Source organism: Saccharothrix espanaensis DSM 44229 (assembly GCF_000328705.1).
Classification (GTDB): domain Bacteria; phylum Actinomycetota; class Actinomycetes; order Mycobacteriales; family Pseudonocardiaceae; genus Actinosynnema; species Actinosynnema espanaense.
On record NC_019673.1, the window covers coordinates 2,424,486 to 2,446,237 of the forward strand.

The following is a 21,752-nucleotide window of genomic DNA, read 5'->3' on the forward strand; positions in this document are numbered from 1 at the left end:
AGACTCGCGTCCGCACGGGTTGCGCCGGACGACTCGCGGCCGGAGGTTGCGCGCGCTTGGCCAAGGCCGGGGCCTGCGGTGTCCGCTCAGGCGTACGCGACCACGTAGCCCAGGACGACCGTCAGGATGAAGACCGGGTAGGCGACCCTTGCGAAGGACGACAGCTTCGCCTCCGTCCGCCCCCGCCCCCGGTTCACGAAGCGCTTGCGCAGCATGGCGACCAGCACGCACATCGCCGCCAGCAGGATGAACGCGTAGTAGCCCCACTCCAGCGCCACGGTGTAGCTGACCGACGGGAGTTGCGACGTCACGTTGTTCAGCAGCACCGCCGTGCTCAGGATCGCCGTGACACCCATGGAGACCGGTGCCGCGCCGTCGCTCGCCTTGAAGAACAGCGACAGGTAGGTGACGCCGATCAGCAGCACCAGCGGCAGGAGGTTCTTCACCAGGAAGGGCAGCACGTCCCGGGCGATCTCGACGTCCGCGGTGTACTGGCTGTAGTAGATGCCCGACACCGCCCCCGACGCCTCGTTCCCGCCCAGGGCGTCGCTGCTGCCCACGGTCCGCTGGGCGAAGGTCACCGAGGACGCGAACCAGTTGGGCAGGTTGTCGATGCCGGCGTCGGCGTCGGTGCCGCTGCGCAGGTACTCCTCCGGCGACTGGTTGAGGATCTCCTTGTCCGTCACGTAGATCACCTCGTCGGCGGTGCGCGTGCGGTTCTGCAACCGGACGTCCAGCGCCTGCCGGTCGAACGGGAAGTCGCGGAACTCCAGCGCGTTCTTGAACCGGTCGGCCACCCGGTAGAGCCGGTAGGTGCGGCCGTTCTCGGTCACGTCGCGCAGCGGCTGCCCCAGCTTCAGGTCGGGCTTGACCGAGTTGACGAACGACACGTCGGACGCGACGTGGTCGCCGTTGTACTTCAACCACAGGAAGAAGTCGACGAAGTAGGTGCCGTCGCGGGTGTCCAGGTCGCGCACCTCGTTGAGGTTGACGCCGGTCGCCACCACCTGCCGCAGGGTCAGGTACCGGCCGTCGATCGCGATCACCTCGCCGCCGGCCAGGCCCTCGCGCAGCGCCCGGTCCGACGGCGGGTCGTAGGCGGTGAACTGGACCGGGGCGGACACCAGCCGGGTGCCGTCGCTGACCACGAACGACACCGGCATCTGCGCCGAGCCCGCCGCCGAGAAGTACAGCGGCCCGAGCAGCGCGGGGAAGGCGTTCTTGCGGTCCTTCAACGACGCCAGCGCGTCCCGCAGGCGGCGGCGGTCCTCGCCGCGGTGCGACTCGTCCAAGCCCAGGCCGCCGGTGAGGGCGGCGTGCACGCCGATGTCGATCGCCTGGCGCGCGGTCGCGGCCGGCCACAGCGGGCGCTGGCCGTAGCGCTTCTCGTAGTCCTGCGCCCAGGTCAGGGCCGGGCCGGACAGCGAGTCCAGTGCGAGCGGCGTGGCCAGGTGCAGCCCGGCGGTGAACAGGCCGGGCCGGCCGCGCTCCCGCTCGTCGCGCACCAGCGCCCGGTGCACCGACTGCGTGCCCATCGAGGAGGTGCCGAGGACCGGCGCGGTGAAACCCGCTTCCCGCAACCGTTCCACGAATCGCAGCCCGCGCTTCTCGGTCGTCGCCAGCACGACCGGATCGGCCGAGCGCGAGTCGGCGAGCCGCCGCACGGCGTCGTCCGCGGTGGCGTCGTCGGTGACCGGGATCCCCTCGGCCGTCGACCCGAGCAGGCCGAACGCGGTCGAGAAGGACTGGTTCACCGACTGCCCGTACTCCTCGTCGTCGTACACGACCTTGGCGGCTCGCGCGCCCAGGGCCTTGGCCGCGTAGGCGGCCAGGAAGTCGCCCTGCGTGCGGTTGCCGAACATGCTGCGGAAGTACCACTCGCTGTCGTCGGTCAGCCGCGACGACCCGGCGGACGGCGTGACCGCCGCGATCCCGGCCGCGCGGTACACCGGTGACGCGGCCAGCGCCGTGTCGCTGCCCCCGTGCCCCACCACGAACAGCGCCCGCCCGTCCCGGACCACCTCTTCGGCGACCGCCCGTGCCCGGTCCGCTCGTCCCTCGTCGTCGTAGACGTCCAGTTCGACCCGGTGGCCGGCGACGCCGCCGCGGGTGTTCAACTCGTCCACGCGCATCCGCAGGCTGCGCTCGACGTGCGCGGACTGCTCGGCGATCTCGCCGGTGCCGGAGGTGACGACGGCGATGTGCAGCGTCGGGCCGAGGCCGCCGCCGGTCATCGTCCACGCGGCGATCAACGTGACCAGCAGCACCGCGGCGAGCACGATGGCGACCATCCTCCGCTTGCCCCGCAAACGCTTTCGGGTGCGCGCGACGCTCACCGGACGCGGCGGGTCCACCAGGTCCGCCACCTCGGTCGGCGGGCGGCGCGGGCCCCGGCCCAACGCCGCGCGTGCCCGCAGCGTGTCCGGCTCGGCCACCAGGTTCGCCGCCTTGTCCAGGCAGAACCGGCGTTCGGCGGGGTCGTCCACGAGTTCGGCGAGCCACCGCCACGCCGGTTCGTAGCCGAAGTCCTCGGCCAGCGCCCGGCCGAGCAGCTCGCGCGCCCGCGCCGGATCGGCTTCCCGGGCGCGCAGTGCTTCGTGGGTGTACGCGGACGCGGTGCCGGGTAGGTCGGGCACGGTCACAACCTCCGGAACCGCGTTCGCGGCGACAGGCGGGATCGTCGTGGCGCAGCGGGCCGCCACAGCGGGACAACCCGAGAGTACGGCCGGGGGCGTGCGCCGATCGAAGCTGTCCATGATCGACGCGGAGTGATGAGAAGTGTTCCGCGCCAAGGACTTCCGCCACGTCCGAGTGAACGGACGGTACTGCCGTCAGAACCGGCCGAACAGCCAGTGCCCGGGGTGCGAGCGGTCGGGGGCGCGGCAGTACCCGCGGATGGCGTCGACCAGTTCGGCCACCGACAGGTGCCCGTCACCGCTGGAGTCCAGCCGCGCCACGATCTCCCGGGCCTCCTGCTCCGGCACCGCGCAACCGCTCAACAGGCGGAGGAGTTCGTCGTTGCGCACGACGTCGTCGCCGCTGGTGTCGACCAGCGCCAGCACCGCCGTCGCCAACGGCAGCACCTCGGCTTCCGCCGCGCCGTCGACGATCCAGCGCAGGAACTCGGCTTCGCCCACCCGGCCGTCGTGGTCGGTGTCGGCCCGCCCGACGACCGCCCGCCACAGCGCGCGGTAGCCCTCCCGGACCGCGCGGGCGCGCGGCGACCCCGGCGGTTCGCCGAACGCCTGGACCAGGCGCAGGGCGAACGCCTCGTAGTCGTCCAGGCTCAGGTGACCGTCGCCGGTCGGGTCCGGCAGGGCGAACCGGGGCGGGGCCGGCGGGGGAGCGTCGGTGGCCCGCCGCGCCCACCGGGTCAGCGCCCCGACGTCGACCGACAGCAGGTCGGCGTGCCTCGCCCCCTCGTGCGCGACCAGCGAGACGTCGGCACCGGCGGCGCGCAGCTCGGCGGCGTACCGGCGGACCACGTCCAGCGGCACGATCTCGTCCGCGTCGCCCGCCACGATCAGCACCGGCCGGTCCAGCCGCGCGACCGGCACCCGGCAGGACTCCAGCACCTCGGCCACGCCCGGACGCCCGGCCAGCCCGGTGGTGCCCAGGTCCCGGTTGGTCAGCGCGGCGGTCGCCCTGTACACCTCGAACAACGTGGCGTGCTCGGCCAGCGCCACCAGTTGCGCGCCCCGCTCGGTGAGCAGCCCGCGGGCGTCGAACCCGGGGTGCGTCACGCGCAGCCCGGCCAGCAGGAACGGCACCAGGATGGTCACCGGGGCGTCGTCGTCGGCGGTCTGCCGGTGCACGATCTGCGGGATGTGCACCGGCGGCGCGAGCGCGATCGTGCCGCGGAAGTCCAGTTCCGGGGCGTACCGGGTGGCCACCAGCCCGGTGAACAGCGCGGCGTGCCCGCCCTGCGAGAACCCGACCGCCAGCCACTGGTCGCGCAGCGCGAGACCCAGGCCGTGCGCGGCGCGGACCACGTCGATCACGTCGTCGGCCACCGCCTCGCCGTTGAGGTACGGGTGCGGGCCGGGCGTCGCCAGCCCCTCGTAGTCGGTGGCCGCCACGACGTACCCGGCCGCGAGCCAGCCCTCGACCAGCTCGCGTTCCCGCCTGGTCAGCCCGGCCCGCGAGGGCGCGGCGGCGTCGGAGAGCCCGGTGGTGCCGTGGGCGAAGCTGACCACCGGCCACGGGCCGTCGCCCTCGGGCACGAACACCGAGCCGGACACCTCCCGCCCCGCGCCGTCGTACCCGACGCCCTGGTACCGGATCCGGTGCGCGACCGCCGTCCGGCCCGGCCACAGGTGCCGGTCCAGCACTTCGGTGTGCAGCGGGGAACCCGCCGGTAGCGCCCCGGATCCGACCACGTCCACCTCACCGCCGCCGCGACACCGACCACGACAGCGTGGCAGCAGCCGGCCCCCGCCACGCGACCGGGCGGGCGACGACACCCGATCGTCCGAACGCGAACCCGACCGCCGCGAACCCGAGGCGCACCCACCGCCTCGAACCGCCTCCGCGCGCCTGCCGGCGAACCGCGCCCGCGTCCGGGCCGTGGTGCCGTGGTGCCGTGGGGACCTCGTGCCGTGGGGGCGCGGAAAAGCGGGCGACCCGGGCGAAGCCTTCGCGCTACGTTCCGGCGGTGACCGATGAGGACGGGTACTTCGGGGAACGCGCCGCGGGTCGTTACGACGAGTCGTCGGCGGAGATGTTCGAGCCGGCCGTGGTGGAGCCGGCGGTCGACTTCCTGGCCGGGCTGGCGGGCACCGGAGGTGCGCTGGAGCTGGGCATCGGGACCGGCCGGATCGCGTTGCCGCTGGCGGCGCGCGGCGTGCCGGTGCACGGCGTGGACCTGTCCCGGGCGATGGTCGCCAGGCTGCGCGCCAAGCCCGGCGGCGACGCGATCCCGGTGACCATCGGCGATTTCGCGAGCACCGAGGTCGGGTCGACGTTCTCGCTCGCCTACCTGGTGTTCAACACGATCATGAACCTGACCTCACAGGACGCGCAGGTCGACTGCTTCCGCAACGTCGCCGCGCACCTCGAACCCGGCGGCTGCTTCGTCGTCGAGGTCGGTGTGCCGGACCTGCGCTCGCTGCCGCCCGGTCAGCGCGCCGTGCCGTTCCACGTGAGCCCGACGCGCTGGGCGTTCGACCTCTACGACGTGGCCACCCAGGCGATGAGCTCGAACTACGTCGACGTGGTCGACGGCCGCGGCGACTACCGCTCGATCCCGTTCCGGTACGTGTGGCCGGCCGAGCTGGACCTGATGGCCCGGATCGCGGGCCTGCGGCTGCGCGAGCGGTGGGAGGGCTGGGCGCGGGAGCCGTTCACCAACGAGAGCCGTCGGCACGTCTCGGTCTGGCAGAAGCCCGACACCGCGAGCTGAGCGACCGGGCCGGCGCGGCGGGCACGCCCGCGCCCCCGGGCACCGGCCGGCGAGTCCCTCGCACGGGGGCTCCTGCCCCGGTGGACCTCCTCGGGAGGGTGGACGCCGGTGGCGGCGGGGACTGGTCGGCGCGGACCGGGCACGACTCCGCGCGGCCGATCTCGACCATGGTGCGGGGGTGCGCGGCCCGCAGGTACTACGGTTTGGGGAGCGGCCGGACGCGGGAGGCGACGACGGTGACCACCTGGGTCAATGTGATCAACTATGTGCGCAGTCGGTACGAGGTGCTGGAGGAGTCCGACACGTGGCTGCGGTTCCGGCTGGACACGGAGGGCGGGCGCACCCAGCAGGTCGCGGTGCACCACGTCACCGACGCGGCCGGCGCGGCGTGGCTGGAGATCTCCTCGGCGGTCGGCCGGGCCGACGCGGTCGACCACGCGCGGCTGCTGGAGCTGGCCGGCACGTCGCTGATCGGCGGCGCGGCCGTGGTGGACGGTGTCGCGCTGCTCAAGCACACCGTGCCGCTCAAGGACCTGGACGACCTGGGCGTGCGCGAGGAGTTCGAGCGCCCGCTGACCATGCTCGTGGCGAGCGCCGACGCGTTCGAGCACGAGCTGACGGCGGCCGACCACTTCTGACACCCACCCGGCTCACGGACCCGAGCCCGCCGCGAGCAGCCGCCGGCCCAACCGCCGCGCGGCCTCCCGGAGCTCGGGGCAGCCCACCACGGTGAACGCGGCGGGGAGCGTCGCGAGCTGCCCGGCGTACCAGGCCGGGTTGCTCGTGCTGCCCACCAGCCGGGTGGTCCCGGCGTCGACCGGCGCCAGCCGGCCCAGGGCCCGGGGCACGCACCCGGTCAGCACGTCGACCGGCGCGTCCAGCAGCACCTCGGCGGGGAACTCCCAGCCGACGGCCAGGTGGTCTTCGAGCACGGCGACCGGGTCGAGGTCGGCGGGCGGCCGGAAGCCGTCGGCCAGCACCTCCACGTCGTGGACCCGGTCGACCCGGTACGCCCGCAGCGCGTCGGCGACGTGCGAGTGGCACAGCAGGTACCACCGGCCGTGGCGCACGACGACCGCCCACGGGTCGACCTCGCCGACCCACGCCGACCCGGCCTCGGACCGGTAGCCCAGCCGCACCCGGCGGTGCGCCGAACACGCCTGCACCAGGTCGGCCGTCGTGGTCGGGTCGGGGCGGGCGGCGTAACGGTCGGGCGCGGGGGCGGTGGCCCGGCGGACGGCCTCCGCCTGCGCGGCCACCGGCGCGGGCAGGGCCCGCACGATCTTGCCCAGCGCGCTGCCGACCAGGTCGGTCGGGTCGCCGGCGTCGTGGTGACCGTCGAGCACGGCCATCACCAGGCCCAACGCCTCGGCGGAGGTGAACACCAGCGGCGGCAGCCGCAGCCCGCGACCGAGCCGGTAGCCGCCGTGCGGGCCGCGGGTGGCGTCGACCGGGATGCCCGCCTCGCGGAGGGTGCCCACGTAGCGCCGGGCGGCCCGGTCGGTGACGCCGAGCTTGGCCGCCAGCCGCTCGGCGGTGATCCCGGGCGAGGCCTGGATCAGCTCCAACGCCAGCAGCGCGCGGGCCGTGGGGCTCGTTTCGGGGTTCATCGGCAGCCAATCCGGAAGGACAACGTCCGCAACGGCTCCCAGTCTGCCGGACAGGGCCGACCCGACCACCGACCAGGACACCCGGATCGTCCCCGCCGGCCTGGTCGCCTACCTGGACGGGCGTGTGGTCGATCACCGAACCGGGCAAGGTGATCAACTGGGGCGAACTGCACGTCGGAGCCCGCCAGGTGTTCGAGGAGGCCGGGTTCGCGGAGGCCGGCCGGCCGACCCTGCGCCGGGTGGTCATGCGCGTCGACTTCACCGCCGAGGCCGCCGCCGAGCCCCTGACGCCCACGCCGCGCTGTGCCCCCGCGATGTCACCCCGACGATGTGACGCAGGGTCGCGCGGGCCGCAGCCGGTCCCGTCGCCTCGATCGGTTCGGCGCGCGGAGCGCCGGTCCGCCTCGGCGTTCGAGCCCGGAAATTTCGAGCCCGGTGGTGACGAGCCCGGTGGTGACGTCCGGCCGACGCCCCACGAGTCGGCCGGACGTCGGGTCACAGCGGGCCGGGCGGGACCGGGGCGGCTTGCTCGGCCTCGACCTGGCGGCGGCGCAGGCGGGGCAGGACGGCCAGCCACACCAGGGCCGCCGCGGCGCAGTACGCCACCGTCATGGTGAGGCTCATCGACAGCGGGCTGGTGCCGTTGAGGGACACCAGCGGTGCCACCAGCGGGCCCAGGGCGAACGAGGTGGTGCCCAGCAGGGCCGCCGCCGTCCCGGCGCGGTCGCGGTGGTCGGCCAGGGCCAGGGCCGAGCCGTTGGACTGGGTGCCGCCGCTGGCCAGCATCATCAACGCCAACCCGATGAGCAGCGGGACCAGCCCGGCGTCGAACAGCACCGAGACGAGCATCCCGACGGTGGCCACCGCGCCCAGGGTGGTGCCGATGGCGTACATCCGCGCCGGCCCCGCGCGCCGCACCACCACCCGGTTGACCTGCGCGCCCAGCACGGCCATCACCGCGTTGGCCGCGAAGCACAGGCTGAACACCTGCGGGCTGAGCGAGTAGCTGTCCTGTAGCACGAAGCTGATCGACGCCAGGTAGGTGAAGAACGCGACGCCGCCGCACGCGCCGACCACCAGGAACCGCAGGAACATCCGGTCCTGGAGCACCTCGCCGAACTGCCGCACGCCGCCCTGCGCGGAGCGCGCTTCGGGTGGCAGGCTCTCCGGTAGCGAGGTCAGCGCCAGCAGGAACAGCGCCACCCCGATCCCGGCCAGCACGCCGAAGATGCCGCGCCACCCCATGAACGGGGCCAACTGCCCGCCGACGACCGGGGCCACGATCGGGGCCAGCGCCCCGACCGTGGTCAGCATCGCCAGCAGCCGCACCAGCTCCACGCCGTCGGTCAGGTCGCGGGCGACCGCCAGGGCGATCACGATCCCGGCGGAACCGCACAGCCCCTGGAAGAACCGCGCGGCCAGCAGCAGCTCGATGGACGGCGTCAGCGCGCACGCCAGCGACAGCAGCGCGAACAGCCCGACGCCGAACAGCAGCGGCCGCCGCCGGCCGAACCGGTCGCTGAGCGGGCCCACGACCAGTTGGCCGAGGGCCAGCCCCAGCATGCACGCCGACATCGTCGCCTGCGCGAGGCCGTCGCTCGTGCCGAGTTCGGCGGCGAGCTCGGGCAGCGCGGGCATGTAGAGGTCCATCGAGATGGGACCGAAGGTCTCCAGCAGGCCCAGCACGACGGCGACGCGGCGCAGGCTCACGGTGCCCGCAGGATCCGGCGCAGCCAGGACAACCGGACGGCCTCGGCGCTGCGGGAGACCTCGGCGCCGGGGGAGAACCCCGCGAAGCCGTGGTACCCGCCGGCCCACACGTGCAGCTCGGCCTGCCCGCCGGTGGCCCAGATCCGGGACGCGTACTCGGTCGCCTCGACCCGGAAGATCTCCGCCGCGCCGACGTCGACGAACGCGGGCGGCAGGCCGGACAGGTCCGCCATCCGCGCCGGCACCTGGTACGGCGACGCCTCGTCGGTGCCGCGCAACGGCCCGAGGATGGCGTTCCAGGCGGTGTCGTTGTTGTTGCGGTCCCACGCGCCCAGCCCGTCGTACTGGAGCGTGGACACCGACTCGTTGCGGTCGTCGAGCATCGGGCACATCAGCATCTGCCCGGCGATCGCGGGACCGCCCCGATCCCTTGCCAGCAGGGAAACCCCGGCGGACAGGCCGCCGCCCGCGCTGGCCCCGGTGACCACGACCCGATCGCGGTCGACGCCGAGCTCGTCGGCGTGCTCGGCGAGCCACACCAGGCCCGCGTAGCAGTCCTCCACCGCCGCCGGCGCGGGGTGCTCGGGGGCCAACCGGTACTCGACCGACACCGCGACCGCGTTGAACCGCAGCACGTCCGCGATCAGGCCGTCGATGCCGAAGTACCGGTTGCCCAGGACCATCCCGCCGCCGTGGATGCCGTAGAACGCGGGCGCGTCCACGACCCCGCCGCGCGGCCGGATGATCGTCAGCTCGACGTCCGGCGCGCCGGCCGGGCCGGGCACCGTGCGCTCCTCGACCTCGACCGGCCGGTCGCCGACGATCTGCCCGACCGGCGGGACGATGGTGGCGAAGTGCGCGCGGTTGGCCAGGATCGTGTCCGCCCGCAGCGGGATCCCCTCGACCAGGTCGAGGAACGCGGCGAGCCCCGGTTCCAGCTCGGGGTCGTACGGGACGGGCGGGTACCGGTCGGCGCTCATCCCGCGACCAGTCCGAGCACCCGCCGCAGCCACGACGTGCGGGTCTCGATGGCGATCTTGCTGACGTGCCACTCGGGCACGTACATGTCGAACCCGTGGAACGCGCCGCTCCACACGTGCAGCTCGGCCTGCCCGCCGGTCTCCCAGATCCGCAGCGCGTACTGGGTGTCCTCGTCGCGGAACGTCTCCGCGCTGCCGACCTCGATGAACGCCGGCGGCAGCCCGGACAGGTCGGTGGCCCGGGTGGGTGCGGCGTACGGCGACACCGCGTCGGTGCCGTAGTCCGCGCCGAGCAGCGACTGCCAGCCCGCCAGGTTCGTCTCGCGGGTCCACGTGCCCCGGTTGCTGTACTGGTGGCTGGCGACGGTGGTGTTGGTGTCGTCGATCATGGGGCACAGCAACAGCTGGCCGACCAGCGCGGGGCCGCCCCGGTCCCGGGCCAGCAGCGCGACGCCCGCGGACAGGCCGCCGCCGGCGCTGCCGCCCATGACCACCACCCGCGACGGGTCGATGCCCAGCTCGGCGGCGTGCTCGACGGTCCACACCAGACCGGCGTAGCAGTCCTCGACCGGCGCGGGGTGCGGGTTCTCCGGCGCGAGCCGGTACTCCACGTTGACCGCGACGACGCCCAGCTCCAGCACCAGCGCGAGCAGCCGGCCGACGTCCATGTTGCGGTGGCCGACCATCATGCCGCCGCCGTGGATGTTGTACAGGCAGGGCACCGGGCCCTCGACGTCACGCGGGGAGATGACGGTGATCTCCAGGTCCGGCGCGCCCTCGGGGCCGGGTACCATCCACTCGGCGACGTGCACCGGCGCGTCGCCGACCTGCTCGGCGGCGGGCGGGAACATCGCGGCCATCGCGGCGCGCATCCCGGGGATGGTCTCCGGCGTGAACGGCGGCGCGTCCGGCGAGAGGATCTGCGCCAGCGCGGGCTCGATCTCGGGGTCGAAGGGGACCGGGGTGTGGGTCACGGCAGGCTCCTGGGATGTGGTTCGGGTGCTCACGGCCCCTCCGGGTCGACCACGCCCTTGTCGGCCCAGAACGGCTCGACCAGCGCGCGCAGCTCCTCGGCGCCGACCTGCTCGACCAGGTCGACGGCGGCGAGGTTGTCCTCGACCTGCGCCGGCCGGGACGCGCCGAACAGCGTGGTGACGTTGGCCGGGTGGGTCAGGGTGAAGGCGACGGCGAGCCGGGCGGCGCTGGTGCCGAGCTTCTCGGCGACCTGGGCGATGCCGGCGGCGTGGCCCTTGAGCGTCTCGCGGATGCCGCCGGGGTCGCGGCCGATCTCGCGGCTCTGGCCGTCGGAGCCGGCCAGGATGCCGCCTTCGAGGACGTCCGAGGCCTGCATGGTGAAGCCGCCCGCGAACAGCTCGGCGAAGGGCGCGCCGTCCGGGATGGACCGCCGGCCGATGCTGTACTTGAGCTGGGCGATCTGCGGGCCGTCGACGCCGCGCGCGGCGGCGATCTCCTGGAGGCGGCGGATGTTGCCCGCGGACCAGTTGTTGACGCCCCACGCCCGGATCAGGCCGTCGCGGGCCAGCCCGGACAGGTCCTCCACGAGGTCCTCCAGGGCGACGTCGTCGCGCCGCAGGTCGCCCAGGATCACCAGGTCGGCGACCTCGTAACCGCCGCGCAGCACGGCGTTGGCCAGCTGCGGGCGGAACCCGTCGTCGCCGAAGCCCTCGATCCACAGCTTGGCCGAGACCAGGTACTCCTCGCGCGGGATGCCGGCGGCGCGCATGATCGCGCTCCAGATCACGTCGGTGAACACCGGCGGCATCCCGGGGAAGCCGTAGACGCCGACGTCGAACAGGTTGATCCCGGCGTCCACGGCGGCCCGGATCATCGCGACGGCGTCGGCGAAGTCCATCCGGTCGTAGGTGTGCCAGGAGCCGAGGGACAGCAGCGAGACGTCCAGGTCGGACGTTCCCACGCGGCGGCGGGGCAAGGGGGACACGAAGCCTCCTACGAGGTCAGGGGAGACGGGGGTCGACGACGGCCTTGACCTCGTCGAGGCGGTGCATGGCCTCGATCCGGTCGGACGCGGCGGACAGCCCCACCGGGGTTCCGAACAGGTCGTGCCACGGCATCCGCTCGCCGAAGGCGCCGAAGAACTCGATCGCGCGGTGGTAGTCGGCGATGTCGCCGTTGAGCGAACCGACGACGGTCAGCTCCTTGCCCATGACCGTGCCCAGCGGCAGCGGCGCGGAGTCGGGGCCGGTGGTGCCGACGATGACCACGCGACCGCGCTGGGCGGCCATGGCCACCGCCTCGCGGCCGACCGAGGGCGCGCCGGCGAAGTCCATCACCAGGTCGGCGCCGTGGCCGCCGGTCAGCTCGCGGACGCCCTCGACGATGCCGTCCGAGCCGAGCGAGATGTCGACGGTGGCGTCCGCGCCGAACCGGCCGGCCAGGGTGAGCCGGGACGCGGGCGCGCCGACCGTGATCACCTTGCCCGCGCCGGAGATGTGCGCGACGGCGGTGGCGAACAGGCCGAGCGCGCCGGAGCCCTGGACCACGACCCGGGAGCCCGGCGTGACGCCGCCGACGTTCTGGAAGGCGCGCAGCACGGTCTTGGCGGCACAGCCCGCCATGGCCGCCCAGGTGTCGGGCAGGTCCTCGGGCAGCAGCAGCTTGGCCGCGCCCGGCACGACGTAGGCGTACTCGGACAGGCCCGCGGTCGCGTAGGGGTGGACGTCGGAGCGTTGCAGGAAGCCGTAACCGCGGCGGGAGCAGGCGACCGGCTCGCGCAGGACGGTGCAGCCGTAGCACTCGCCGCACGTCGACTCCGACCAGCCGATCCGCGCGCCGACCGGGACGTCCCGGCCGAGCGCGTCCCTGGTGCCCGGACCGACGGCGACGACCTCGCCGACCATCTCGTGGCCCAGCACCATCGGCAGCATCCCGGGGAAGCTCATCTTCCCGGACCAGATCTCGACGTCCGTGCCGCACAGCGTGGCGCACGAGACGCGCACCAGGGCGGCGCCGGGTTCGACCTCGGCGGGCAGCGGGAGTTCGGTGAGGTGCAGCGGTTTGCCGTGATCGACTAGCACCGCCGCACGGGTGGAGGTCGGGACGGGCATCGGACTCCTTCCGGTGGCGGGAGGCGCGAACAGGCCACCCGGTGGGTTAGTCTACGGATGTCGACTAAAATGTCGAGACCCCCGGACACAACAGGGAGCGCCAGTGGGGACTTCAGTTGCGGACCTCGTCCTGCGCGGCGGACCGGTCCACACCATGGCCGGCGCTCGCCCCGCCACCGCGCTGGCCGTCCGGGACGGGCGCGTGCTGCGCGTCGGCTCCGACGAGGACGTGCGAGACCTGACCGGGCCGGGCACCGAGGTGGTCGACCTCGCCGGTCGGGCGGTCCTGCCCGGCATCAACGACGCCCACCTGCACGCCACCTGGCTGGGCGCGCTCTGGCCGCACACGCTGTTCGGCGACACCGGCGCGCCCGGCATGGCCCCGGAGCGCCCGCTGACCACGCCAGCCGAGCGCCGGGCCGCGATCCTGCGGGCCGGGGACCTGTTGGCGGGGCTGGGGATCACCAGCTACACCGAGCCGGGCCTGGGGCCGGGCGAGGACGCGGGCAGCACCGGCGCGTTCGGCACGTCGGTGGTCGAGCAGTACCGCGACCTGGCGGCCGAGGGGCTGCTCAAGGCCAGGGTCACCGCGCTGTGGCTCTACGGCGAGCTGGACGGCCCGAGCACGCTGGCCGACTTCCGCGCCGGACTGGCCACTGTGGAGGGTGCCGGCCCCGACCCCGAACGGCTGAACTTCGCCGGCGTCAAGATCTTCGCCGACGGCATCCCGCCGATGCGCTCGGCCTACACCCACCACTGCTACGCCGACGGCTCGCGCGCCGAACTGCTCGTCGCGGGCGGTGACGACGCCGAGCGCGAGGCGAACCTGACCCGGATGGTCCTCGACGCCCACCAGGCGGGGCTCCAGGTGGGCCTGCACGCCACCGGCGACCGGTCGATCGACCTCATGCTGGACGCGGTCGAGCGGGCCCGCGCCGAGCACGACGTGGACCTGGGCCACTACGTCATCCACGGCGACCTGGTGAGCGCCGCCCAGCTCGACCGGATGGCCCGGCTCGGCGTGGGCCTGTCCGCGCAGGCGGGGATCGCCGTGCGCACGGTCGGCGTGGTCAACGCGGCGCTGGGGCCGGGCCGGGCGGAGGGCGCGTGGCCGTTCCAGGCGGCGCTGGACGCCGGCGTGCCGCTGTGCCTGACCTCGGACTCGCCGGTGCTCCCGCCCGACTGGCGGCGCGAGATCGCCGCCGCCGACCGGTGGATGGGCCCGGCGGCGGACCCGAGGCAGCGGGTGGCGACCCTGCTGCGCTGCTACACCGTGCACCCCGCGCGCCAGGACGGTGCCGCCGACTGGAAGGGCACGCTCGCCGAGGGCATGGTGGCCGACCTGTGCGTGCTGGCCGCCGACCCGCTGGAGCTGACCGCGGCCGAGCTGCCCGACGTGGCCGTGGACCTGACCGTCCTGGGTGGACGGGTGGTGTTCGAGCGCGCGGTCTGAACAACGCCGTAAAGGGGCCGGACCCGCTCGGGTCCGGCCCCTTGTCGCACGCGGAGATCAGGTGAGGAGCTGGCCGCCGTCGACCGGCAGGCTGGTGCCGGTGATGTGCGCGGCGGTGTCGCCGGCCAGGAACACGACGGCCGCCGCGACCTGCTCGACCGCCGCGAGCCGCCGCAGCGGGATTCGGCCCTCCCACGCCAGCCGGGCGGGCGAGCCCTCGGGCAGGCCGGCCGCCAGCATCGGGGTGAGCACCGGGCCGGGGGCCACCGCGTTGACCCGGATGCCGTGCTCGGCGAGCTCGATGGCCGCCCACCGGGTCAGCGCGTCGACCGCCGCCTTGCTGCTCTCGTAGCCGCCCATGCCGGGGGTCGGCTGCCGCCCGCCGATGGACGACAGGTTGACCACCACGCCGCGCACGCCCGCGTCGACCATCCGGCGCGCCACCTGCTGCGTGACCAGGAACGTGCCGTGCACGTTGGTCTGCAGGATCCGCAGCATGTCGGCGGCGGGCAGGTCGAGCAGCTTGCCGTGCACGCTCAGGATGCCCGCGTTGTTGACCAGCACGTCGACCGGGCCGACCTCGTCGAGCGCGCGGGCGATCGAGTCCTCGTCGGTGATGTCCACGGTCACCCCGCGCACACCGAGCGTGGCCGCGGCCTCCTCGACGCCGTGCACGTCGGCGAGGACGACGGTGTCACCGAGGGCGGTGAACGCGGCGGCGATCGCGCGGCCGATGCCGCCGGCTCCTCCGGTTACCAGCACGGTGCGGGCAGAGGTCATCGTCGGTTCCTCTCGCGGGACCGGGTGTCCGGTCGGGCTGTCAGTATACAAGCGTAGAAAATAAACCCGTTGAACGCCAAGCGGAACCGGGTGGTGGCACCCGTCGCGTCCACTCGGTCGGGTCCGGTCGGCCGGGGGTCGCGGCCCGATCGGGTGGACCGCCGGCGGAACCCGGCTCAGGGGGTGGCGCTTTTAATCGACGTGCGTAGACTAACGCTCTCCCGTCCTGGGCGGTCCGAGGCCGCCCGCATCCCGCCAGAGGAGCCGTCATGACCGGACCCGCACCGGACCGCATCGTCGACATCGCCATCGGTTACATGGGTGCCAAGCAGTTGTTCGCCGCGTCCCGGATCGGGCTGTTCCGCGCTCTCGCCGACGGTGACCGCTCGGTCACCGAACTGGCCTCGGCCACCGGCACGAGCGAGCAGATCGTCCGCATCCTGGCCGACGCGATGAACGCCCAGGGCCTGCTCGACCGCCAGGGCGGCCGGTACTCGCTGGCCGCCGACGCCGCGGAGTACCTCGCGGGCACCGGCGCGACCGACCTCGCGCCGTTCCTCGGGTTCCTCAACGAGATCAGCTACGGCCACTGGTTGCAGTTCGACACCACGGTGGACACCACCAAGCCGGGTGACCTCCAGATGGACGACGCCCGGTGGGGCACGTTCATGTCCGGCGTGATGACCTACAACTCGCTGCACGCCGCGATGCTGGCCCGGGGCTTCGACTTCACGTCCTACCGCTCCATGCTGGACCTGGGCGGGCTGTCCCCGGAGTTCGCCATCGGCGCGCTCAAGGCCAACCCGGACCTGACCGTGAAGTTCGTGTTCGCGCCGATGTCGACGCAGGGCATCAACGACGCCCTCGCCGCCAACGGCTTCACCGACCGGGCGACCGTCGAGCCCGCCGAGACCGAGACGGCCGCGCCCGGCGGCGAGCACGACATCGTCATGGTCAACCACGTCATCCACCGGTTCAACGCCGAGCAGAACAAGGTCATCCTGGCCAACGCCCGCGCGGCGGCCAAGGAGGGCGCGACCCTGCTGCTGCTGGACTTCTTCCTGGACGACGACGAGCGCCAGCGCCCGATCGACGCGCTGCACGCGGGGGAGTACTTCGTCATCGACGGCACGATCGTGTACCCGGAAGCCGAGGTGCGCTCGTGGCTGGAGGGGACCGGCTGGCGCGCCCGCGAGGTCCTGGCGCTGCCGGGCAGCCCGCGCGTGCTGGTCGCCGAGGCCGTCTGACACCCGCCGGAGTGGTCTACGGTCGTCGGTATTCGATGTGTGACCCTCAGGTTCGACCTTCTCGCGGCCAAAACGTTGACAGTCCGTTACTTCCGCGACGAATTGTAGTCGGTCAACCGTTGATTTTTTTGCCGACGAACGTAGACTAACCCGCACCACGGTGAGCCAGGTCTCACCTCTTGATCTAAGAATGCACCAGGCGCGGACCGACCCGCCCCAGCGGAACGCGGCCCACGCCGGCAGTCCATCACCCGAGAGAAGGACTCCATGACGAGGAACCGGACAGCGGCACTGGTCGCGCTAGTCGCCGCGGCGGCTACCGCGCTCGCCGGATGTACCAGCTCAGGCACCGGTGGCGGCAACGCCGCCGGCAACGCGGCTGTGGACGAGCTCAAGGCCGGGGTGTTCCTCGACGTGACCTCATGGGATCCGGCCATCGCCGACATCGGCTTCGACGGGCCGTACCTCTCCGCGGTCTACGACCCGCTGGTGGCCCTGGACAAGGACGGCAAGCCGGTGCCGGCGCTGGCCTCCTCCTGGGAGTGGTCCGCCGACCGCCTGACCCTGACCGCCAAGCTGCGCACGGGCGTCACCTTCGAGGACGGCCAGAAGTTCGACGCCGCCGCGGCGGTCGCGAACATCAAGCACCTCAAGGCCGGCGTCCGCTCCAGCCAGGCCTACCTCAACGTCGCCGACGCGGCCGCGAAGGACCCGGAGACGCTGGAGATCACGCTGTCCAAGCGGGACGACGCGCTGCTCTACCAGATGGGCCTGGGCCGCAGCTGGATGGCCTCGCCCGCCGCGCTCGAGGCCAACGCCCTGGCCAACGGTCCGGTCGGGTCCGGCCCCTACAAGTACGACAAGGCCAACTCCGCGCCGCAGTCGCAGTACGTCTTCACCAAGAAGACCGACCACTGGGACACCGCGACCTACCCGTTCACGTCGGTGAAGCTGTTCCCGATCACCGACCAGACGGCCAGCTTCAACGCGATGCTCTCCGGCCAGCTCAACCTCCAGTTCGCCAACGCGGCCAACCTCGCCAAGGCCAAGGAGAACGGCTGGAACATCGCCTCCAAGGCGGCCTCCTGGGTCGGCGTGCAGTTCGCCGACCGGACCGGCTCCCAGGTCAAGGCGCTGGGTGACCAGAAGGTCCGGCAGGCGATCAGCTACGCGTTCGACTCGGCGGGCATCCTCAAGGCCGTCGGCAACGACTCCGGCACCGTGACCAACCAGGTGTTCTCGGTCGACGCGCAGGTCTACGACAAGTCGATGAACGACAAGTACAAGACCGACATGGCCAAGGCCAAGCAGCTGCTCAAGGACGCCGGCTACGCGGACGGCTTCACCGTCAAGATGCCGATGTCGCCGATCTTCGCCGCCTGGCAGCCGGCCGCCAACCAGACCTTCGGCGAGCTGGGCATCAAGGTCGAGTGGCAGGACATGGCCATGCCCGACTACCAGAAGAACGCGCCGACCTACCCGATGTTCCTCGCGGTGATCGCCCTGGCGGGCAACGACATGGCCACCCTCACCGACCAGGTCACCACCGCCCAGTGGTACAACCCGAACCCGGCCGTCGACGTCTTCCCGGAGATCAAGGCGCTGGTCGACCAGGTCGAGAAGGCGGAGCCGGGCCAGCCGCAGGTCGACCTGCTCAAGCAGCTCAACGGCAAGCTCGTCGACCAGGCCTGGTGGGCCCCCTGGTACCAGGCGAACAACACCTACTTCAGCGTCAAGGGGATCACGGTGACGCCGGTCACCGGCATGATGTTCCCGACGCTGCGGTTCATCCAGCGCGGCTGACGCGCCCGTGCTCCGGCGGGTCCGTCCACATCGGACGGGCCCGCCGGTGAGGAGCCGACTGACTATGCTGTCCTTCATCGCGAAACGCCTGCTGTCCGGGATCGTGCTGCTCGTGGTCGTCACCAGCGGCACGTTCTTCCTGGCACACCTGGCGGTCGGGGACCCCACCCTCGGCCTGCTCGGCGCCAGCGCCACCGCCACCCAGCAGGACGCCCTGCGCGCCAAGATCGGCTACGACCGGCCGCTGCTGGTCCAGTTCTGGGACTGGCTCTCGCACGCCGCCACCGGCGACTTCGGCAGCTCGTGGCGCACCTTCCTGCCGGTCAACGACCAGCTGCTGCAACGCGTCCCGGTGACGCTGTCGGTGGTGGTGTTCGCGACCCTGCTCTCGGCGGTCATCGGCGTGGCCGTGGGCATCGTCTGCGGGCTGCGCCCCGGCGGGCTGCTCGACCGGGCGCTCAAGCTCGCGTCCGTGGTGCTCTTCGCGCTGCCCGGGTTCTGGATCAGCCTCGTGCTGGTCACCTGGTTCGCCATCAACCTGAAGTGGTTCCCGGCGGTCGGGTACGTCTCGCCGGACCAGTCCGTCGGCGGGTGGCTGAGCTCCATCACGCTGCCGTCGGTCTCGCTGGCGCTCGGCGCGATCGTCATGGTGGCCGAGCAGCTGCGCAACGGCTTCCTCCAGGTGACCAACCAGGACTTCGTGCGCACGCTGCGGGCGCGCGGGCTCTCCGGCCGCCGCGTCACCACGCACGTGCTGCGCAACGCGTCCCCCGCGGCGCTGACCGTGCTCGCGCTGATGTTCGTCGGACTGCTCGGCGGGGCCATCGTCGTCGAGATCGTGTTCAACCTGCCCGGCATCGGCAGCCTGACCCAGTCGGCGTCGCAGATCGGGGACATCCCGGTGCTGCTCGGCCTGACCGCCGTCACCGTGGTGTTCGTCGTCATCGTCAACTTCCTGCTCGACCTGTTGCTCGGGTGGGTCAACCCGAAGGTGCGCGACCGATGACCGCTGCCCCCTTCCCCACCACGCTGGCGCCCGTCAAACGGATCTCGCTGACGCGGCGCTACCTGCGCCGCCCGCTGGGCGTGATCGCGCTCGCGGTCATGCTGGTCATCGTCGCCGCCGCGCTGCTCGCACCGTGGCTCGCGCCGTTCGACCCCAACTTCGTGCAGTTCACGCTCACCCACGCCGAACCGGGCAACGGGCACCTGCTCGGCGGCGACTCGGCCGGCCGCGACATCCTCAGCCGGCTGCTCTACGGCGCGCAGACCACGTTGTTCGGCGCCGTCATCACCTGTGGTGCGGGCCTGCTGCTCGGCGTGCCCACGGGCGTGCTGGCCGGGTACGCGGGCGGCAAGACCGACCGGGCGCTGTCCTGGATCAGCGACGCCCTCCAGTCGGTCCCCGGCATGATCGTGCTGCTGGTGGTCGCGGCGGGCTTCGGCCAGAACTTCGCGATCCTCATGGTCACCCTGGGCATCTTCCTGGCCCCCGGCTACTACCGGATCACCCGGGCGCGGGCGCTGGCCGTGCGCAAGGAGCCCTACATCGACGCCGCGCGCGTCGCGGGCGTGACCAACGTCCGGATCCTGCGCACCCACATGCTGCGCGCGGTCTACGCGCCGGTCCTGGTGCAGACGGCGCTGACCGCCGGCATCGCGATCGGCATGCAGGCGGGTCTGCAGTTCCTCGGCATCGGCTCGGCCTCCACGCCGAGCTGGGGCCAGATGATGAACGACGGCTTCCAGACCATGCTCACCTACCCGCTGATCCTGCTGTGGCCGTCGATCGCCCTGGGCGTCACGATCGCCGCGCTGGCGTTCATCGGGTCGACCCTGGCCGACCTGGTCAGCGTCCGCTCCGAGCAGCCCACCCGGCGGGCCCGCACGCGGGTGCGCGAGGCGCTGGCCGCACCGGCCGCCGCCGACCTGACCGAGCGCGTCGCGAGCGGCGAGCACCAGCACGAGACGGCGGACAGCGTCCTGCGGGTGGAGAACCTGCGGGTCGGCTACGCGACCCAGAACGGGGTCAAGGAGGTCGTGCGCGGGGTGTCCCTGGACGCCGCGGCCGGCGAGGTGCTCGGCATCGTCGGCGAGTCCGGCTCCGGCAAGACGCAGACCATCTTCACCGTGCTCGACCTGCTGCCGCCGGGCGGCACGGCGGTCGCCGACGGCATCTGGGTCGGCGGCAAGGAGGTCGGCAAGCTGCCCGCGCGCGAGCGGGCGGCGCTGCTGGGCCGCTCGATCGGCTACGTGCCGCAGGAGCCGATGAGCAACCTCGACCCGTGCTACACGGTCGAGCGCCAGCTCGTCGAGCCGCTGCGGCACGTGCACGGCCTGTCCAAGGACGCGGCCCGCGCGCGGGCCCGGGAGGTCCTGGTCCGGGTGGGGATCACCGACCCGGACCGGGTGCTGCGGTCCTACCCGCACCAGATCTCCGGCGGCATGGCGCAGCGCGTGCTCATCGCGGGCGCGGTGGCCGGGCGGCCGTCGCTGCTGGTCGCCGACGAGCCGACGACCGCGCTCGACGTGACCGTGCAGGCCGAGGTGCTGGAGCTGCTGCGCGAGTTGCAGCAGGAGTACGGGATGACGCTGGTGATCGTCACGCACAACTTCGGCGTCGTCGCGGACATCTGCGACCGGGTCGTGGTGATGAAGGACGGCCGGATCGTGGAGACCGGTCCGGTGGACCGGATCTTCAACAACGCCGAACAGCCCTACACGGCGGAGCTGATCAGCGCGTCGCTGGACGACGTCGAGGACCGGCAGCAGTTGGACGAGGACTGGGCGCGGGTCGCCCCGGCCGTCGCCGCGCACGTGGGTGGAGAGGACGACGCACGATGATCGCGCCCGAGGACGCCGCACCGCTGCTCGCGGTGGAGGACCTGGTCGTCGACTACCGGCTGCACCGCAAGCTCAAGCTGCGCGCGCTCAAGGGCGTGTCGATCTCGGTCGGGGCCGGCGAGTGCGTCGGGCTGGTCGGGGAGAGCGGCTCGGGCAAGTCGACGCTGGGCAAGGCCGTGCTGGGCCTGGCCGCCGTCGCGTCCGGCCGGATCTCCTTCGACGGCAAGGACATCACCCACGCCAAGGGTGCCGAGCGGCGGCGGCTGGCCAACGACATCCAGGTCGTGTTCCAGGACCCGTACGGGTCGCTGGACCCGACGATGACCGTCGGCGAGGTGCTCGCCGAACCGCTCCAGGTGGGCGGGACGTCCAAGGCCCAGGCGCGGTCGGTGGTCGCCGAGATGCTCGACCACGTGCGGCTGCCCGCGGACTCGGTGCACCGGTACCCGAGCGAGTTCTCCGGCGGCCAGCGGCAGCGCATCGCCATCGCGCGGGCGCTGGTCCGCAGGCCCCGGCTGATCGTCTGCGACGAGCCGGTCAGCGCGCTCGACCTGACCACCCAGGCGACGATCCTGGACCTGTTCATCGACCTCCAGCGCGACACCGGCGTGTCGTACCTGTTCGTGTCGCACGACCTCGGCGTCGTGCGGCGGATCTGCCACCGCGTCTCGGTGATGTACCACGGCGAGATCGTGGAGTCCGGGCACACCGCGCAGGTCACGCAGGACCCGGAGCACCCCTACACGCGGCGGCTGCTGCTCGCCGCGCCCGTCGCCGACCCGGCCCGCCAGGCCGAACGCCGAGCCGCCTGGCTCGGCCTTCGGGACTCGGCGTGACC

General features: G+C 72.9%; 17 protein-coding genes. 8 read left to right on the forward strand and 9 right to left on the reverse strand.

Features of this window, described 5'->3' with window-relative positions; all coding sequences use genetic code 11:
* Positions 1–86 precede the first annotated feature (86 nt).
* A complete protein-coding gene (locus BN6_RS11170) occupies positions 87–2,636 on the reverse strand; it encodes an ABC transporter substrate-binding protein (RefSeq protein ID WP_158509373.1) in 2,550 nt (849 codons plus the stop codon).
* 195 nt (positions 2,637–2,831) lie between these two features.
* A complete protein-coding gene (locus BN6_RS41795; RefSeq protein ID WP_051075514.1) occupies positions 2,832–4,385 on the reverse strand; it encodes a lipase family protein in 1,554 nt (517 codons plus the stop codon).
* Positions 4,386–4,654: 269 nt separating this feature from the next.
* On the opposite strand from BN6_RS41795, the gene BN6_RS11180 reads away from it, so the two are divergent.
* Together BN6_RS11180 and BN6_RS11185 are read left to right on the forward strand one after the other, a co-directional pair.
* Complete coding sequence (locus tag BN6_RS11180) at positions 4,655–5,401, forward strand: class I SAM-dependent DNA methyltransferase (RefSeq protein ID WP_015099731.1); 747 nt, start codon at positions 4,655–4,657, stop codon at positions 5,399–5,401.
* Between the two features lie 236 nt (positions 5,402–5,637).
* Positions 5,638–6,039, forward strand: a complete 402-nt coding sequence (locus tag BN6_RS11185; protein ID WP_041316510.1) for a hypothetical protein — start codon at positions 5,638–5,640, stop codon at positions 6,037–6,039.
* Positions 6,040–6,051: 12 nt separating this feature from the next.
* Here the strand turns inward: BN6_RS11185 and BN6_RS11190 are convergent, their stop codons facing one another.
* From BN6_RS11190 to BN6_RS11215, 6 genes are all read right to left on the reverse strand, one after another.
* A complete protein-coding gene (locus tag BN6_RS11190; RefSeq protein ID WP_041312581.1) occupies positions 6,052–7,011 on the reverse strand; it encodes a helix-turn-helix transcriptional regulator in 960 nt (319 codons plus the stop codon).
* 495 nt (positions 7,012–7,506) lie between these two features.
* Complete coding sequence (locus BN6_RS11195) at positions 7,507–8,721, reverse strand: multidrug effflux MFS transporter (protein ID WP_015099734.1); 1,215 nt, start codon at positions 8,719–8,721, stop codon at positions 7,507–7,509.
* Entirely contained in the window at positions 8,718–9,701 is a 984-nt protein-coding gene (locus BN6_RS11200) for an alpha/beta hydrolase (RefSeq protein ID WP_015099735.1), read from the reverse strand. Before BN6_RS11200 ends, BN6_RS11195 begins: the two co-directional genes overlap by 4 nt.
* Positions 9,698–10,675: an alpha/beta hydrolase gene (locus tag BN6_RS11205; RefSeq protein ID WP_041312583.1), complete on the reverse strand. Its 978-nt coding sequence runs from the start codon at positions 10,673–10,675 to the stop codon at positions 9,698–9,700. The genes BN6_RS11200 and BN6_RS11205 overlap by 4 nt, the downstream gene beginning before the upstream one ends.
* A 29-nt stretch (positions 10,676–10,704) precedes the next feature.
* Positions 10,705–11,661, reverse strand: coding sequence for an aldo/keto reductase (locus BN6_RS11210; RefSeq protein WP_015099737.1), 957 nt, complete (start codon positions 11,659–11,661; stop codon positions 10,705–10,707).
* A gap of 16 nt (positions 11,662–11,677) precedes the next feature.
* Positions 11,678–12,787: a zinc-binding dehydrogenase gene (locus tag BN6_RS11215; RefSeq protein WP_015099738.1), complete on the reverse strand. Its 1,110-nt coding sequence runs from the start codon at positions 12,785–12,787 to the stop codon at positions 11,678–11,680.
* Positions 12,788–12,890: 103 nt separating this feature from the next.
* Here BN6_RS11215 and BN6_RS11220 point away from each other — a divergent pair, with 103 nt between their 5' ends.
* Positions 12,891–14,240 carry an amidohydrolase gene (locus BN6_RS11220; protein ID WP_015099739.1) on the forward strand — a complete coding sequence of 450 codons (1,350 nt, stop codon included), beginning with the start codon at positions 12,891–12,893 and terminating at the stop codon, positions 14,238–14,240.
* A 57-nt stretch (positions 14,241–14,297) separates the two neighbouring features.
* Here the strand turns inward: BN6_RS11220 and BN6_RS11225 are convergent, their stop codons facing one another.
* A complete protein-coding gene (locus BN6_RS11225; RefSeq protein ID WP_015099740.1) occupies positions 14,298–15,020 on the reverse strand; it encodes an SDR family NAD(P)-dependent oxidoreductase in 723 nt (240 codons plus the stop codon).
* A gap of 269 nt (positions 15,021–15,289) precedes the next feature.
* Between BN6_RS11225 and BN6_RS11230 the strand changes: the two genes are divergently transcribed.
* From BN6_RS11230 to BN6_RS11250, 5 genes are all read left to right on the forward strand, one after another.
* Positions 15,290–16,267 carry a methyltransferase family protein gene (locus tag BN6_RS11230; RefSeq protein WP_015099741.1) on the forward strand — a complete coding sequence of 326 codons (978 nt, stop codon included), beginning with the start codon at positions 15,290–15,292 and terminating at the stop codon, positions 16,265–16,267.
* Positions 16,268–16,534: 267 nt separating this feature from the next.
* Positions 16,535–18,070: an ABC transporter substrate-binding protein gene (locus BN6_RS11235; RefSeq protein WP_015099742.1), complete on the forward strand. Its 1,536-nt coding sequence runs from the start codon at positions 16,535–16,537 to the stop codon at positions 18,068–18,070.
* 64 nt (positions 18,071–18,134) lie between these two features.
* Complete coding sequence (locus BN6_RS11240) at positions 18,135–19,076, forward strand: ABC transporter permease (protein ID WP_015099743.1); 942 nt, start codon at positions 18,135–18,137, stop codon at positions 19,074–19,076.
* Entirely contained in the window at positions 19,073–20,914 is a 1,842-nt protein-coding gene (locus tag BN6_RS11245) for a dipeptide/oligopeptide/nickel ABC transporter permease/ATP-binding protein (protein WP_015099744.1), read from the forward strand. The genes BN6_RS11240 and BN6_RS11245 overlap by 4 nt, the downstream gene beginning before the upstream one ends.
* Positions 20,911–21,750 carry an ABC transporter ATP-binding protein gene (locus BN6_RS11250; RefSeq protein ID WP_015099745.1) on the forward strand — a complete coding sequence of 280 codons (840 nt, stop codon included), beginning with the start codon at positions 20,911–20,913 and terminating at the stop codon, positions 21,748–21,750. The genes BN6_RS11245 and BN6_RS11250 overlap by 4 nt, the downstream gene beginning before the upstream one ends.
* The last annotated feature ends 2 nt before the right edge of the window (positions 21,751–21,752 follow it).